This window comes from Micromonospora sp. DT201, from assembly GCF_049841575.1.
Taxonomy (GTDB): domain Bacteria; phylum Actinomycetota; class Actinomycetes; order Mycobacteriales; family Micromonosporaceae; genus Micromonospora.
In genome coordinates, this window is sequence record NZ_JBNCKP010000001.1 from 638,893 (window position 1) to 652,577 (window position 13,685).

Below are 13,685 nucleotides of genomic sequence, written 5' to 3' on the forward strand. Positions count from 1 at the left end.
CGCCCGCGAGATCAGATAGCGTCGGGTCATGCCCGACAGCGGTTACCCCTGGCCCATCGAGACGTCCCGACTGGACAACGGCCTGCGCGTGGTGGTGAGTGAAGACCGCACCGCGCCGGCCGTTGCCGTCAACCTCTGGTACGACGTCGGCTCCCGGCACGAGCCGGCCGGGCAGACCGGCTTCGCCCACCTCTTCGAGCATCTGATGTTCGAGGGCTCGGTGAACGTGGCGAAGACCGAGCACATGAAGCTGATCCAGGGCTCCGGTGGCTCGTTGAACGCCACCACCAATCCGGACCGGACCAACTACTTCGAGACCGTCCCAGCCGAGCATCTGGAGCTGGCGCTCTGGTTGGAGGCCGACCGGATGGGTGGCCTGGTCCCCGCGCTCACGCAGGAGACGCTCGACAACCAACGGGACGTGGTCAAGAACGAGCGCCGGCAACGCTACGAGAACGTTCCGTACGGGGACGCCTGGCTGCGCATGTTGCCCCTGCTCTACCCGCCGGGGCACCCGTACCATCACGCGACGATCGGCTCGATGGCCGACCTGAACGCCGCCGCCCTCGGCACCTTCCAGGCGTTCCACCAGACCTACTACGCACCCAACAACGCGGTGCTCACCGTTGTCGGCGACGCCACCGCCTCCGACGTGTTCGCGCTGGCCGACAAGTACTTCGGCGCGCTGCCCCCGCGCGAGGACATCCCTGCGGCACCGGACGGCCGCAGCGTCCCGGCGACCGGGCAGACGGCCGTCGAGTCGGTCAGCGCCGACGTGCCGGCACCGCGGGTGTACATCGCTCACCGCAGCTACCCGTTCGGCACCCCGGGCTACAACGTGATCACCGTCCTCGCCGCCGTCCTCGGCAGCGGTCGGGGCAGCCGGCTCTACCAGCGGCTCGCCGACGGTGAACGGATCGCACAGCCGGACCTGGTCGGGGCGTACGGGGTGGACCTCGCGCACGCCCCAGCACCGCTGATCGCCACCGCCACCGCCCGCCCCGGCGTGAGCGCCGAGCGGCTGGCCGAAGGGCTGGCCGAGGTCGTCGACGAGTTGGCCACCGTGCCGGTCACCGCAGCGGAGTTGGATCGGGCCAAGGCGTTGCTCAGCACCGGGTGGTGGCGTCAGCTGTCCACCGTGGACGGCCGCGCGGACCTGCTCGGCCGGTACACCACGCAGTTCGGCGACCCGGCCCGCGTCGCGGACCAGTTGCCGGCCCTGCTCGCGGTCACCGCCGAGCAGATCGCCGAGGCTGCCGCCGAGGTGCTCGCCACCGACCGGGTGATCCTGTCCTACCTGCCCGAGGAGACCTCATGACGCTGATCGCCGACCGTCCCGGCCCGGGCGCCGCCCGCCCGTACCGGTTCCCGCCGGTGGTTCGCCGCGCCGTGGCCGGCGGTCAGGTCGTCGCCGCGCATCTGCCGGGGCAGAACCTCGCCGTGGCTCTGCTGCTGCTCGACGTGGGCGCGGGTCGGGAGCCGCTCGGCAAGGAGGGCCTGTCCGGCGTGCTGGCCAAGGCGTTGGAGGAGGGGACCGCGCAGCGGGACGCCGCCGCGTACGCGCTCGCCGTCGAAGGGCTCGGCACCGCGTTGATGACCGGGTTGGACTGGGACTCGTTCCAGGCCAGCGTGGTGATCCCGGTGGACCGGCTCAGCGCGGCCGTGGAACTGCTCGCCGAGGCGGTCCGGACGCCCAGGCTGGACCCGGCCGACGTGCGCCGGGTCCGCGACGACGAGGCGACCGCGCTGCGGATGGACTGGGCCAACCCGGGTCCTCGTGCCGACGCCGCGTTGCGCGCGGACCTGTTCGGTGCCCAGAACCGCTGGGGGCGCCCGATGTACGGCGACCCGGAGTCGGTCGCCGGGTTGGACGTGGAGGACGTGACGGTCTTCCACTCCGAGTGGTTCCTGCGCCCCGGCACCCTGATCGTCGCCGGCGACCTGGACCGGATCGACCTGGACGCCCTGGCCGCCGCGGCGTTCGCCGGCACCGGTGGCGGCCCGGCCGAGCGCGGCGGCCCGATCGAGGTGCCGCTGCACGCCGACCGGCGGATCATCCTTGTGGACCGGCCCGGCTCGGTGCAGTCCACGCTGCGGCTGGGCCACCCGTCGCCACACCGGGCGCACCCCGATCACGTACCGATGACGCTCGCCGGCACGGTGCTCGGCGGGGCGTTCACCTCCCGGCTCAACCACCTGCTCCGCGAGGTGCACGGCTACACCTACGGCGTTCGGGGTGATTTCGCCTCGTCCCGGCGGTTCGGCCGGTTCGCGGTCAACTCGGCCGTGCAGACCGCGGTCACCGTGCCGGCCCTGATCGAGGCGGTGGGTGAGATCACCCGTACCCAGGCCGGCGGGGTGACCGAGGACGAGCTGGAGGTGGCCCGGTCCTGGCGGGCCGGGCAGCTCTCGGTCGAGTTGCAGAGCCCTCGGGCGATCGCTTCCGCGCTGACCACGCTGGTGGTGCACGACCTACCGGACGACTACCACGCTCGGTTGCGTGAGTCGCTGCTCGCCGCCGACGTGGACCAGGTCTCCGCGGCAGCGGCCACCCACCTGCACCCGAACGCGCTGACCCTGGTAATCGAGGGCGATGCCGCAATACTCCGCGACGAACTAAACGCAGCCGCCCTAGGAGACCTAATCCCCTAACCCCACCCCACCCCACCCGGCTGTTGATCAAGAGGTTTGCGTCAATCGGGGCGCGAGTTCTGACGCATTTCTCTTGATCACCGCATCCGGTGGGGGTGGGGGTGGGGGTGGGGGTGGGGGTGTGATGCGGGACCCGGGGGATGGGAAAGGGCTGCCGTTCGTGGGGGTGGGCTGGGTAGCCTCGCGGGCATGAGGATCGGCATTGTGGGGGCCACCGGCCAGGTCGGTGGCGTGATGCGGCAGGTGCTGGCGGAGCGGGAGTTCCCGGCGGAGCAGGTGCGGTTGTTCGCCTCGGCGCGGTCCGCCGGGCGCACGCTCCCGTGGCGCGACGGCGAGGTGACCGTCGAGGACGCCGCGACCGCGGACTATTCCGGCCTGGACATCGTGCTCTTCTCGGCCGGTAAGGGCACCTCACGGGAGCTGGCCCCCCGGGTCGCCGAATCCGGCGCCGTGGTGATCGACAACTCTTCCGCGTTCCGGATGGACCCGCAGGTGCCGCTGGTGGTCGCCGAGGTCAACCCGCACGCGGCCCTCGACCGCCCGAAGGGCATCATCGCCAACCCCAACTGCACCACGATGGCCGCGATGCCGGTGCTGCGCCCGCTGCACGCCGAGGCTGGCCTGGTCGGCCTGGTCGTCTCGACGTACCAGGCGGTCTCCGGTGCGGGGCTGGCCGGCGTCGCCGAGCTGGACGAGCAGGTGCGCAAGGTCGCCGAGCACGCCGCCGGGCTGGCCTTCGACGGGTCGGCCGTGGAGTTCCCCGCGCCGCGCTCGTTCGCCGAGCCTGTTGCCTTCAACGTCCTCCCGTTGGCCGGTTCGATCGTCGACGACGGCTCGTTCGAGACCGACGAGGAACAGAAGCTCCGCAACGAGAGCCGCAAGATCCTGGAGATCCCCGACCTGTTGGTCTCCGCCACCTGCGTCCGGGTGCCGGTCTTCACCGGCCACTCGCTGCAGATCAACGCCCGGTTCGCCCGACCGATCACCCCGCAACACGCCCACGAGCTGCTGGCCGACGCGCCCGGAGTGGCACTGACCGCCGTGCCGACGCCGTTGCAGGCCGCCGGGCAGGACCCGACCTACGTCGGACGGATCCGCGCCGACGAGACCGTGGAGTACGGGTTGGCCCTGTTCTGCTCCAACGACAACCTGCGCAAGGGTGCCGCGCTGAACGCGGTGCAACTCGCCGAGCTGGTTGCTGCCGAGCGTCGCTGACCGTCCCACCTGGAGGAAAACGTGCCGGATGACCGTACCCAGCAGGCGTTGACGGATCTGGTGGCCAAGCGTTCGATGGGCGTCCTCGCGACCATCAAGCGTGACGGGCGGCCACAGCTCTCCACCGTGGTCTACTCCTTCGATCCGGACGCGGGTCTGATCCGCGTGTCGGTCACCGACGGCCGGGCCAAGACGGCCAACCTGCGCCGCGACCCGCGGGCCAGCTTCCACGTCGCCAGCGATGACGGCTGGGCGTACGCGGTGGTCGAGGGTCGCGCCGAGCTGACCACACCGGCTGCCGAACCCGGTGACGAGACCGTCGAGGAGCTCGTGGTCCTCTACCGGGCGGTGAGTGGCGAACACCCCGACTGGGACGAGTACCGCCAGGCCATGGTCGACGAGGGGCGGCTGGTGCTGCGTCTGCACGTGGAGCGGATCTACGGCATACCGCCCCGGGGCTGACCCGCTCGCCCTCGCCCGTCGTCATCCGCCGCGGTAGGCAGCTCAGCCGGGGCGCTGTGCCCGCAGGCGGGTGTCGCGCCCGCCGACGGGTATACCGCCCTCCCGTGCCGTCACGGAACGAACGTCGGGGGAGGGGTGGATGGGCGTCGACAGGACCAGCGACGAGGCTCCACCCGGCGGCCCGGCGCTGCGACGGGAAACCTCCCGCCTGCTGTCGTTCAGCGACGGTGTCTTCGCCATCATCATCACGCTGCTGGTGCTCGACCTCCAGCCACCTCAGGTCGAACGCGGTCGGCTGCTGCACGCACTTGTCGAGCAGTGGCCGGCGTACCTCGCCTACGTCACGTCGTACGTGTTCGTGGCGGTCACCTGGCTGAACCACCGGTCCGCCTTCAACCGGGTCACCAGCAGCGGCAAGGGCCTCCAGTGGTACAACCTCGCGGTGCTGTTCAGCACCGCGCTGTTGCCGTTCGCCACCTCGGTCCTCTCGCGGGCCATGCGGGAGGGTGACCAGGCAGACCAGCGGGCCGGCGTGCTCCTCTATGGCCTGGTCGGCGGGCTGCTTTCGGCGACCTGGCTGGGGCTGTACCACTATCTGGCCCGAAATCACGATCTGCTGGACGAGACCGTGCCGGGCGGGTTCTTCCCCACCGAACGGGCGCGGGCCGCAGCCGGTGTCCTGGGGTACGCGCTGGCGATTCTCGTCGGATACCTGGTCAACCCGCTGTTCGCCCTGGCGATCTTCCTGGTCCTGCCGATCTTCTACTCCCTGACCAGCAGTGGCCTGTACGAGCTGCGGCGCCTGCGGCACCCCCACGGATAGCCACCGGTGGTCGGCGTTACCCCCTCCGGAGCGGCGGGTAGACAGGCCGTGCCGACACCGAGAGGGGAGCACCATGACAACGGTCGGAGAGTTCATGACGACCCGGTTGGTGACGATGGACGGCAACGAGACGCTCATCGCAGCCGCGCAGGAAATGCGTGACAGCGCGATTGGTGATGTGGTGGTGACCGACGGCGACAGCGTGGTCGGCATCGTCACGGACCGGGATATCACGGTCCGAGGTGTCGCGGAGAACATGGATCCGGGCTCGACCCGGCTGAGCCAGATCACCACCCGCGACGTGATCACGGTGAGTCAGTACGACGACGTGGTGGCCGCCGCGGACCTGATGCGTACGTACGCCGTACGCCGGCTCCCGGTGATCGACGACGGGCGCCTTGTCGGCCTGGTGTCGATGGGTGACCTCGCGGTTGAGCGCGAACCGCAGTCGGTGCTGGCGGACATCAGCGCCGACGACCCGAACAACTGACCGTCCGCCGTAGGCGCGCCGGCTCTCCCCGATGCGGGAGAGCCGGCGCTGCGGTGTCCGGGCCAGGTCGCCACTCACCCGATCCGGGCGAGGTTGACCGGGGGAGCGGCGGGGACCCGTGCGGGGACGTGCAACGCCGGCCGTCCGCGCGACGCGAGCGCGGTAGTGGGATCCCGGGCCCGGCAACTGGGAGGAGTGGACCCGATGGTGGACGCGACCACGAGGTTCTTCGAGGATCTGGACCGGCGGGGGTACGAACCCCTGCTGGCGAAGACCTCCGGGACACTGCGTATCGACCTGCACGAGGGGGCGCAGACCCGGCACTGGCTGCTGAGGATCGACCGCGGTCAGCTGAACGTGAGTCAGGAGGACCGGGAGGCCGACACGGTGATCGGCGCGAGCCCTCTTCTCTTCGACGACATCGCCTCGGGCCGGGAGCACGGCCTGGCTGCGCTGTTGCGCGGGGACATGACGGTGACCGGTGACGCCCGGCTGGTGGTGCAGGTCGAGCGGATCTTCCCGAGTTCCCCGGACGCCCGGGGGCCTCGTCGGCGCTTCGCGGGGGAGGTGTACTGATGGGGCAGAGCAACACGGTCCGGATCCTGGACGGCAACACGTTCGTCGTCTGCGAGGACACCGGCGACATCGAGGCGACTCCGAGCGAGCCGACGGGGCTCTTCTCCATCGACACCCGTTTTCTGTCGACCTGGGTGCTGACCATCAACGGTGAGCGGCTCAACTCGCTCTCCTACGACGACTTGCAGTACTTCGAGTCGCGGTTCTTCCTCGTCCCGGGGATGGCGACGCACTACGTGGACGCGAAGTTGTCGATCATCCGAGAGCGCGCGGTGGGCGGCAGCTTCCGGGAGCAACTCACGATTCTCAACCATGACGAGAAGCCGGTCGATCTGGAAATCCGGATGGACGCGGCGTCGGACTTCGCCGACCTGTTCCAGGTCAAGGACGAGATCCTCAACAAGAAGGGCGAGATCTACACCGAGGTCGAGCCGGACCGCCTGCGGTTGGGCTATCGCCGGGGCAACTTCCAGCGGGAGACGGTCATCTCATCGTCGATGGCGGCCCGGTACGACAACAAGGGTTTCGCGTACACCGTCCACCTGGAACCCAACGAGCAGTGGGAAACCGCGATCGACGTCCAGACGCAGGCGGTCGGGCCCGGCGGTCGGGATCTGCGCTTCGGACTGCGGGTGCACGGCAACGAGCGGCTTGCCCTCCAGCACGACCTGGAGCAATGGATCGCGGACGCGCCCAAGGTCAACAGTCAGCACGGCCGGGTGGCCAGCACCTACCGGCGCAGCCTGATCGACCTGGCGGCGCTGCGCTTCTCGCCCCTGTCGCTGGGCGGCGCAACCCTGCCGGCGGCCGGTCTGCCCTGGTTCATGACCATGTTCGGTCGGGACAGCATCCTCACCTGCCTGCAGACGCTGCCGTTCACCCCGCAGTTGTCGAAGACGACGCTGCGCATCCTCGCGTCACTGCAGGGCAGTCGGTTCGACGACTTCCGGGACGAGGACCCGGGGCGGATCCTGCACGAGATGCGGTACGGCGAAACGGCGGCCTTCGAGGAGCAACCGCACTCGCCGTACTACGGCTCGGTGGACGCGACGCCGCTGTTCGTCGTGCTGCTCGACGAGTACGAGCGGTGGACCGGGGACGTCGCGCTGGTCAAGGAGTTGGAGCAGGAGTCGCGCGCGGCCCTGAGGTGGATCGACAACTACGCCGACCTGATCGGCAACGGCTACATCTGGTACGAGCGGCGCAATACCGACACCGGTCTGGAAAACCAGTGTTGGAAGGACTCCTGGGACTCGATCTCCTACTCCGACGGAACGCTGCCGCCGTTCCCGCGGGCAACCTGCGAGGTGCAGGGGTACGCGTACGACGCGAAGGTCCGCGCGGCCCGGATGGCCCGTGAGTTCTGGGGCGACCCGGAGTTCGCCGACCAGTTGGAGCGGGAGGCGGCAGAACTGAAGGAGCGGTTCAACCGGGACTGGTGGGTGGCCGACGGCGAGTTCTATGCCCTGGCCCTGGATCCGGACGGCCGCCAGTGCGACATCCTCAGCTCCAACATCGGCCACCTGCTGTGGAGTGGGATCGTCGAACCCGAGCGGGCGGAGAAGATCGCCCGGCACCTGGTGGGGCCTCGGCTCTTCTCCGGCTGGGGTGTGCGGACGCTCGCCGAGGGGGAGGCCCGGTACAACCCGATCGGCTACCACAACGGCACGATCTGGCCGTTCGACAACTCGTTCATCGCCTGGGGTCTGCGCCGCTACGGTTTCCCCGAGGAGGCCGCAACCATCGCCAGCGGCATCCTGGACGCGGCCACGTACTTCGACGGCCGGTTGCCGGAGGCGTTCGGCGGCTATCCGCGCGAGCTCACCAAGTTCCCGGTGGAGTATCCGACGGCGTGCAGCCCGCAGGCCTGGTCGACCGGTACGCCGTTGCTGCTGCTTCGCACCATGCTGGGTCTGGAGCCGCACGAGGGTCACCTGGCGGTCGAGCCACGGCTACCGGTCGGGATGGGTCGCATCGAGGTGCTGGACATCCCGGGTCGCTGGGGTCGGATGGACGCCTTCGCCCGGGGTCGACTGGACCTGGACAACCTCGCCGACTGACCGAATCGACCGCGAAACCGGCGGTGGTGCGCAGCCCGCGCCACCGCCGGTCGCCACCCAGCCGAGCTCCAGCCGGGCGGGGTAGATTCTGCGGATGCCGGAGCTTGTGTACCCGCCCGTTATCGCCACCGCCAAGACGCTGTTCCGTCTTCTGGACCTGAAGATCAACATCGAGGGCGCCCACCACGTTCCCCGCACCGGCGGGGCGGTGCTGGCCAGCAACCACGTCAGCTACCTCGACTTCATCTTCGCTGGGCTGGGCGCGAACGCGTCGGGCCGGCTGGTCCGCTTCATGGCCAAGCAGTCGGTCTTCACGCACAAGATCTCCGGGCCGCTGATGCGGGGGATGCGGCACATCCCGGTGGACCGGCAGGCCGGCGCGGCCTCGTTCCGCGCCGCCGTGGCCGCGCTCAAGCGCGGCGAGGTCGTCGGCGTCTTCCCCGAGGCGACGATCAGCCAGTCGTTCACCGTCAAGGAACTCAAGAGCGGCACCATCCGGATGGCCCGCTCGGCGAAGGTGCCGGTGTTGCCGGTCGCGCTGTGGGGCACCCAGCGGCTCTGGACCAAGGGCCGCCCGCGCACGCTCACCCGCCGGCACACGCCGATCACCGTCCTGATCGGTGAGCCGATCAACCCGGCGGATTTCCCGGACCCGAATCTGCTCGACGCCGAGCTGAACACCCGGCTCAGCGCGCTCGTCGACCGGGCCCAGCGGGAGTACCCGGACGCGCCGGCCGGCCCGGACGACACCTGGTGGCTGCCCGCGCACCTGGGCGGCAGCGCGCCCACGCCGGAGGAGGCCGCCGCTCTGGACGCGTCCGACGAGCACCGCCTCCCCAGCGCCTGACGCCGAGTTGGCCGGATCGTTCCGCACCGGGCACGATGGTGTCTGAAGCCGCCGCCCGGACCGTCGGCTTCACCGATGCCCGGATGCTGCGCCGCCTGCGAGCCCGCTCCACGGGGTCGGCTCCGGCCCCGAGCGGTAGTAGTCGTCCCGGGAGTGGAACTCCACCGGCAGCGAGCCGGGCAGCGTGACCCGGGTGTCCCCGGCGAGCAGGCTGGGGCCGGCTCGCAGCAGCAGTACGTCGCGTTCCTGCGCCGAGAGGTCGACCAGCTGAGGGTGGGTGAGCCGGAACATGGCCACCGCCTGGCGCACCTGCCGACCCAGCGCCGCGACCTCACCGGGAGGCCCGCCCAGGGCCAACGCGGGCTGCTGAATGGTGCGCAAGGCGTCGCAGACGATCAGCAACTGCGCCGGGGCGTCCTGCTCGGTTGCCGGCAGCTCCAACCGGGACGGCCACTGCCAGCGGATCTGCCCGCTCATCAAACCGTTGAGGCGGGCGGGCGGCCGGACCCGGGGCCTGTCGTCGACGACCAGAGAGATTTGCGAGCCGCTGCCCACCCAGCAGATCCGCTGGTCGGTGACGGTCACCGAGACCGGCCCGGGCAACCACCAGCCGCGCCACGCCTCCGTCGGCCCGAGCAGGTAACCCGCGACCAGCAGCCGATGCCGCCCGAGCACCCGCTCGCCGTGCAACGGACGCAGGTTGTAGCGGCGATCCAGGGCCGGCCCCACATCGTCGTCGGGGGCATCGAATCGGTGGGGAGCGATGAAGAAGGGGGACGCGTCGGCGTGCATCGTCACGACCTCCCGGTCAGCTGGCTGTGGTGTGAAGCCTGGCGGATCGGGAAGCGGCTGTCATGACGCCCGTTAGGGGGTCGGCCGGTCGTGCGTCGCCTGTGACCGGTAGATGCCGATCTCCTCCGGGCGTACGAGGCCGTCCTCGATCGCGCGGGCGAGTAATGCCGCCTTTGTGGCGGCTGGCCGCCCCGCCCGGGTGTACTTGATCCGCGCACGGTCGACGTACTGCTTCACCGTGTGCTCGCTGATCTGCATCCGGCGGGCCACCGACGCCTTGGACATCGACTGGAACCAGAGCAGCAGCGCCTCACGCTCCTTGTCGGAGAGCATCGGCCGGTCCGGCCGTGGGTCGCCGACCATCGCCCCGGCCAGCGCGGGCGGCACGTACGGGCGGTCGCTCGCGGCGGCCAGCACGGTCGCCACGCAGTGCTCCCGGCCTTCGTGCTTGGCCAGGAACGCCACCGCCCCGGCGTCCAGTGCGGCGAGCATGGTCTGCGGGTCGGTGTGCTCCGAGTAGACCACCACCCGCCGCCCGGCGGCGCTCAGCTCGGCCAACTTGTCCAGCGCCATCCGCCCGTGCAACCGCAGGTCGAGCAGGACGACGTCGGCGTCGGGGGCCGCTCGCAGCACCTCGTCCGGGTCGTCCCCGGTGGCCAGTACGGTCAGCCGTGGCTCGGTGGCGAGCCAGGCGCGAACACCGTCGACCACCACCGGGTGGTCGTCGACGATCGCGACCCCAATCGGCCGGTCGCCGGTTACCGCCGCCACTGGGTCTGCGCCCATCTGATGCTTCCGTCCCGTTCGTAGAGGTGCTCTACCTGCCCGTCGTCGCGCTTCCCGGCTGGCGGGCCGGTGGCCTCCGGCCCCTCCCGGTCCGGCGTGACGAGGCTGACCACCACCTCGTTCGGGCCGGAGACCACGGTCAGTCGGGCCCAGCCCCGGGCGTCGGCGAGGATGCCGTTGAGCGGGTCGGCCAGCCGGCGTCGGATCTCCACCGGCAGCGGCGGCGGGGTGCCGACGGTGACCAGGTCGATCGGCAGACCGTTGCGTTCGGCCAGGTCGGCGGCTGCCCGCAACTCGTGCAGCAGTGGGTCGGGCACGTCGTCGGACTCGGCGATCAGTCGACGCAGCCGGGCAGCGGCCAGCATGCACCGGCGCTGCACCTCCGGGTCGTTCGGGTCGGCCTGGCCGGCGGCCAGCTCCCCGAGCACCCGCCCGGCAGCCGAGCTGACCAGAGTGAGCCGGTCCCGGCGTTCCCGGAGGGCACGCTCGGCGGCATCCCGCTCGGCGGCCATCGCATGGCCGGCGGCCGAGACGGCGGCCCGCTCCCGGGCCAGGCTCACGATCGTCGCGCTACCCACGAACACCGCCACCGGAAGCGAGAACGTGCCGTAGACGTACATCACGTAGCGGGCCATGTCGGCCGAGTCGGGGCCATGCCCGAGCACGGCGAGTAGCGCGATCATCGCGTGCGTGCTCAGCAGCGCGATCAGCCCCACGACCCGCCGGCCCCACAGCGCCAGCACGAAGAACCAACCGAGTGTGCCCCACACCCAGTTGGCGGCGGTGAACAACTGCCGTTCGCCGACCGCGACGAAGACGGCCACGTCGACGGCGAGCAGCAGGCCGGCCAGCGGCCACGGCGGCAGCGGCGAGCCGAGCAGCAACCGCACTCCGGCCACCGCGCCGGCCACCGCGACCAGTATCCAGGCGCCGAGCACCACCGCCGGCGCGGCGAGCTCCGCGCGGGCGGCCAGCACCGCCGGCAGCCCGATCGCGACGTGCCAGGCCAGTGCGATGGCTACTGCGGCGATCCGGGCACCTCGGTCGGACGCGTGCGCCACGGCAGCAGGTGCGGTGAGCCCCGCCGTGGACACCGGCTCCCGGGGGGCGGGCACGCGGGTCCCCTCCGGTGCCTCCGGGCCGCTGATCGGGTGCGCCGGGGCGCCCAGGTCAGCCGACACCGGGCCACTCCAGGCGGATCCGGGTGCCAGCGCCGGCTGCCGATTGCACGTCGGCCCGCCCACCGACCGCCGCCATCCGGCCACGAATCGACTCGCGCAACCCGTACCGGTGGGGTGGGACGGTTGCCGGGTCGAAGCCGGGGCCGTCGTCGGCGACCTCGACCACGACGCCGATCGCGTCCCGGCTCAGCCGCAGAGTGACCCGCGCGCCCGGTGCGTGGCGTACCACATTGGACAGCGCGGCGTAGGTGCTCTCACTGATCGCGTCGGCCACCCCAGCGGGGACCGCGCACGGAGCCAGGTCCAGGTGCGCCGAAAGCTCAGGCAGCCGGCCTGTCACCGCCCGTAACCGCCCGCCCAGCGGCACCGGGCCGTCGCCGGCCACCGGGCCGACGTTGGTGAGCGCGACGAGGGTACGCAGGTCGGTTGCACTTCGCTCGCGGAATGCGGCCGAAGGCCCGGCCACCGCGCCGAGCCCCACCATGGTGAGCGTGCCGAGGACCGTGTCGTGCAGGTCGCGGTTCTGCTGGCGTTCGGCGTCACGGGCGGCCCGCGCGACCAACGCCTCTCGGGTCAGCCGCTGATGCTCGACGAACGAGCGGTCCGCGCGGCCGATCCGGCGGCGCATCACCGTCGCCATCATCGCCGTGCAGGCGGTCTGCACCAGCAGCGTGGCCGCGTGCGCCCGAGCCTCGGTGGAATTGCCGGCAGCTTGGGCGCCCGTCACGTACGCGGCGATGACGAGCAGCCCGGCCGGGATCGACCAGCGCGTCGGGGCGGTGGCCTGCGCGTTGATCACCGTGGTGCTGGCCAGCACGGCGATCCAACTGCCCTCGCCGGGCAGCACCCCGGGTGCCACCAACACGGGGATGAGCAGGCAGGCCACCGCGGTGACCGCGACGTCACCGGCGACCAGGGCCGAGTTGATGCCATGACGCCACGCCTGGTACGCGTACCAGAGCGACCAGCCGGTCAACGCCGCCACACCGGGCAGCAACACGGCTGGCTCGACCGGCGGTGCCTGCACCGACAGGGCCACCGCCCCGCCGACCACGCCGCAGGTCAGCCGCAGCAACGCCGGCAACGTGGTGAAGATGAGGCCTAACGCGCCGCCAGCCGGATTGTCCAGGGTGGGCGGCGGCACGGCTGGGGTGGCAACGGCCGGCATCGGGAAGTGTCCTTCCGACAACGACCCGGTCCGGGTCCGCGCGGCATAGATCGACGTTGGAGAATAACACGCTAGGTCGCCGGTGATCACCCGTTCTGCGCGATGTGTCGCAAAATCGTCACGTTAGGCCGCAGGTTGGAGCAGATCCCACCGATTGCCGTAGAGGTCGGCGAAGACCGCGACCGAGCCGTACGCCTCGTGCCGCGGCTCCTCCAGGAAACGCACCCCGGCCGCCACCATCCGGGCGTGGTCCCGGGCGAAATCCTCGGTGTAGAGGAAGAACCCGACCCGACCGCCGGTCTGGTCGCCGACCCGGGCACGCTGCTCCGGGGTGCTCGCCCGGGCCAGCAGCAACGCCGTCTCCCGGGCACCCGCTGGGCGGATGACCACCCAGCGTGAACCATCCGGTCGGGGGGTGTCCTCCAGCAACTCGAAACCGAGGCCGCCGACGTAGAAGTCGATCGCCTCGTCGTACTCCCTGACCAGCAGTGCGACAAGTCCCAGATGTGCCATTCGGCCATTCTGCCGGCGGGCGCTTCGGGCCTACCCGGCGGCGTCGGCGCTGGTCGCCCGCGGCACGCGGCCCATCCGTCGTCGTTCCGGTTGCCGCGCCGGAACCGGGAGTGCTCGCCG

14 protein-coding genes are annotated in these 13,685 nt (G+C 71.0%); 9 read left to right on the plus strand and 5 right to left on the minus strand.

All coding sequences use genetic code 11. The features are described 5' to 3' along the window. Nucleotides 1–28: 28 nt before the first annotated feature. The 9 genes from ACLQ28_RS03090 to ACLQ28_RS03130 all read left to right on the plus strand — a co-directional run bounded on the left by ACLQ28_RS03090 (nucleotide 29) and on the right by ACLQ28_RS03130 (nucleotide 9,125). The gene (locus tag ACLQ28_RS03090) at nucleotides 29–1,318 is read left to right on the plus strand and encodes a M16 family metallopeptidase (RefSeq protein ID WP_425684639.1); all 1,290 of its coding nucleotides are present in this window, start codon (nucleotides 29–31) and stop codon (nucleotides 1,316–1,318) included. Further along, the gene (locus ACLQ28_RS03095) at nucleotides 1,315–2,652 is read left to right on the plus strand and encodes a M16 family metallopeptidase (protein WP_425684640.1); all 1,338 of its coding nucleotides are present in this window, start codon (nucleotides 1,315–1,317) and stop codon (nucleotides 2,650–2,652) included. Before ACLQ28_RS03090 ends, ACLQ28_RS03095 begins: the two co-directional genes overlap by 4 nt. A gap of 189 nt (nucleotides 2,653–2,841) precedes the next feature. Next, a complete protein-coding gene (locus ACLQ28_RS03100) occupies nucleotides 2,842–3,867 on the plus strand; it encodes an aspartate-semialdehyde dehydrogenase (protein ID WP_425684641.1) in 1,026 nt (341 codons plus the stop codon). A 21-nt stretch (nucleotides 3,868–3,888) separates the two neighbouring features. Next, nucleotides 3,889–4,329: a PPOX class F420-dependent oxidoreductase gene (locus ACLQ28_RS03105; protein ID WP_425684642.1), complete on the plus strand. Its 441-nt coding sequence runs from the start codon at nucleotides 3,889–3,891 to the stop codon at nucleotides 4,327–4,329. Nucleotides 4,330–4,468: 139 nt separating this feature from the next. Next, nucleotides 4,469–5,152, plus strand: a complete 684-nt coding sequence (locus ACLQ28_RS03110; protein ID WP_425684643.1) for a TMEM175 family protein — start codon at nucleotides 4,469–4,471, stop codon at nucleotides 5,150–5,152. Nucleotides 5,153–5,225: 73 nt separating this feature from the next. Then, complete coding sequence (locus ACLQ28_RS03115) at nucleotides 5,226–5,642, plus strand: CBS domain-containing protein (RefSeq protein WP_425684644.1); 417 nt, start codon at nucleotides 5,226–5,228, stop codon at nucleotides 5,640–5,642. A gap of 204 nt (nucleotides 5,643–5,846) precedes the next feature. Next, the gene (locus ACLQ28_RS03120) at nucleotides 5,847–6,218 is read left to right on the plus strand and encodes an SCP2 sterol-binding domain-containing protein (RefSeq protein WP_425684645.1); all 372 of its coding nucleotides are present in this window, start codon (nucleotides 5,847–5,849) and stop codon (nucleotides 6,216–6,218) included. Continuing rightward, on the plus strand, nucleotides 6,218–8,278 hold the full coding sequence (locus ACLQ28_RS03125; protein ID WP_425684646.1) for a glycogen debranching N-terminal domain-containing protein: 2,061 nt from the start codon (nucleotides 6,218–6,220) through the stop codon (nucleotides 8,276–8,278). The genes ACLQ28_RS03120 and ACLQ28_RS03125 overlap by 1 nt, the downstream gene beginning before the upstream one ends. Before the next feature lie 94 nt (nucleotides 8,279–8,372). Continuing rightward, nucleotides 8,373–9,125 carry a lysophospholipid acyltransferase family protein gene (locus tag ACLQ28_RS03130; RefSeq protein ID WP_425684647.1) on the plus strand — a complete coding sequence of 251 codons (753 nt, stop codon included), beginning with the start codon at nucleotides 8,373–8,375 and terminating at the stop codon, nucleotides 9,123–9,125. A gap of 69 nt (nucleotides 9,126–9,194) precedes the next feature. Here ACLQ28_RS03130 and ACLQ28_RS03135 read toward each other — a convergent pair whose 3' ends face one another. From ACLQ28_RS03135 to ACLQ28_RS03155, 5 genes are all read right to left on the minus strand, one after another. Then, a complete protein-coding gene (locus tag ACLQ28_RS03135) occupies nucleotides 9,195–9,917 on the minus strand; it encodes a hypothetical protein (RefSeq protein WP_425684648.1) in 723 nt (240 codons plus the stop codon). A gap of 72 nt (nucleotides 9,918–9,989) precedes the next feature. Beyond that, nucleotides 9,990–10,703 (minus strand): response regulator, encoded by a 714-nt coding sequence (locus tag ACLQ28_RS03140; protein WP_425684649.1) that lies wholly within the window; start codon nucleotides 10,701–10,703, stop codon nucleotides 9,990–9,992. Next, a complete protein-coding gene (locus ACLQ28_RS03145; protein WP_425684772.1) occupies nucleotides 10,676–11,851 on the minus strand; it encodes a hypothetical protein in 1,176 nt (391 codons plus the stop codon). Before ACLQ28_RS03145 ends, ACLQ28_RS03140 begins: the two co-directional genes overlap by 28 nt. A 22-nt stretch (nucleotides 11,852–11,873) precedes the next feature. Then, on the minus strand, nucleotides 11,874–13,052 hold the full coding sequence (locus ACLQ28_RS03150) for a sensor histidine kinase (protein WP_425684650.1): 1,179 nt from the start codon (nucleotides 13,050–13,052) through the stop codon (nucleotides 11,874–11,876). Between the two features lie 123 nt (nucleotides 13,053–13,175). Next, nucleotides 13,176–13,565 carry a VOC family protein gene (locus ACLQ28_RS03155; protein WP_425684651.1) on the minus strand — a complete coding sequence of 130 codons (390 nt, stop codon included), beginning with the start codon at nucleotides 13,563–13,565 and terminating at the stop codon, nucleotides 13,176–13,178. Nucleotides 13,566–13,685: the final 120 nt, after the last annotated feature.

Excerpts from the sequence above, each read along its gene's own strand:
- ACLQ28_RS03135 (WP_425684648.1), bottom strand. The coding sequence starts at position 9,917 with ATGCACGCCGACGCGTCCCCCTTCTTCATCGCTCCCCACCGATTCGAT.
- ACLQ28_RS03090 (WP_425684639.1), top strand. The coding sequence starts at position 29 with ATGCCCGACAGCGGTTACCCCTGGCCCATCGAGACGTCCCGACTGGAC.
- ACLQ28_RS03125 (WP_425684646.1), top strand. The coding sequence starts at position 6,218 with ATGGGGCAGAGCAACACGGTCCGGATCCTGGACGGCAACACGTTCGTC.
- ACLQ28_RS03110 (WP_425684643.1), top strand. The coding sequence starts at position 4,469 with ATGGGCGTCGACAGGACCAGCGACGAGGCTCCACCCGGCGGCCCGGCG.
- ACLQ28_RS03130 (WP_425684647.1), top strand. The coding sequence starts at position 8,373 with ATGCCGGAGCTTGTGTACCCGCCCGTTATCGCCACCGCCAAGACGCTG.
- ACLQ28_RS03115 (WP_425684644.1), top strand. The coding sequence starts at position 5,226 with ATGACAACGGTCGGAGAGTTCATGACGACCCGGTTGGTGACGATGGAC.
- ACLQ28_RS03150 (WP_425684650.1), bottom strand. The coding sequence starts at position 13,052 with ATGCCGGCCGTTGCCACCCCAGCCGTGCCGCCGCCCACCCTGGACAAT.
- ACLQ28_RS03120 (WP_425684645.1), top strand. The coding sequence starts at position 5,847 with ATGGTGGACGCGACCACGAGGTTCTTCGAGGATCTGGACCGGCGGGGG.
- ACLQ28_RS03155 (WP_425684651.1), bottom strand. The coding sequence starts at position 13,565 with ATGGCACATCTGGGACTTGTCGCACTGCTGGTCAGGGAGTACGACGAG.
- ACLQ28_RS03095 (WP_425684640.1), top strand. The coding sequence starts at position 1,315 with ATGACGCTGATCGCCGACCGTCCCGGCCCGGGCGCCGCCCGCCCGTAC.
- ACLQ28_RS03100 (WP_425684641.1), top strand. The coding sequence starts at position 2,842 with ATGAGGATCGGCATTGTGGGGGCCACCGGCCAGGTCGGTGGCGTGATG.
- ACLQ28_RS03140 (WP_425684649.1), bottom strand. The coding sequence starts at position 10,703 with ATGGGCGCAGACCCAGTGGCGGCGGTAACCGGCGACCGGCCGATTGGG.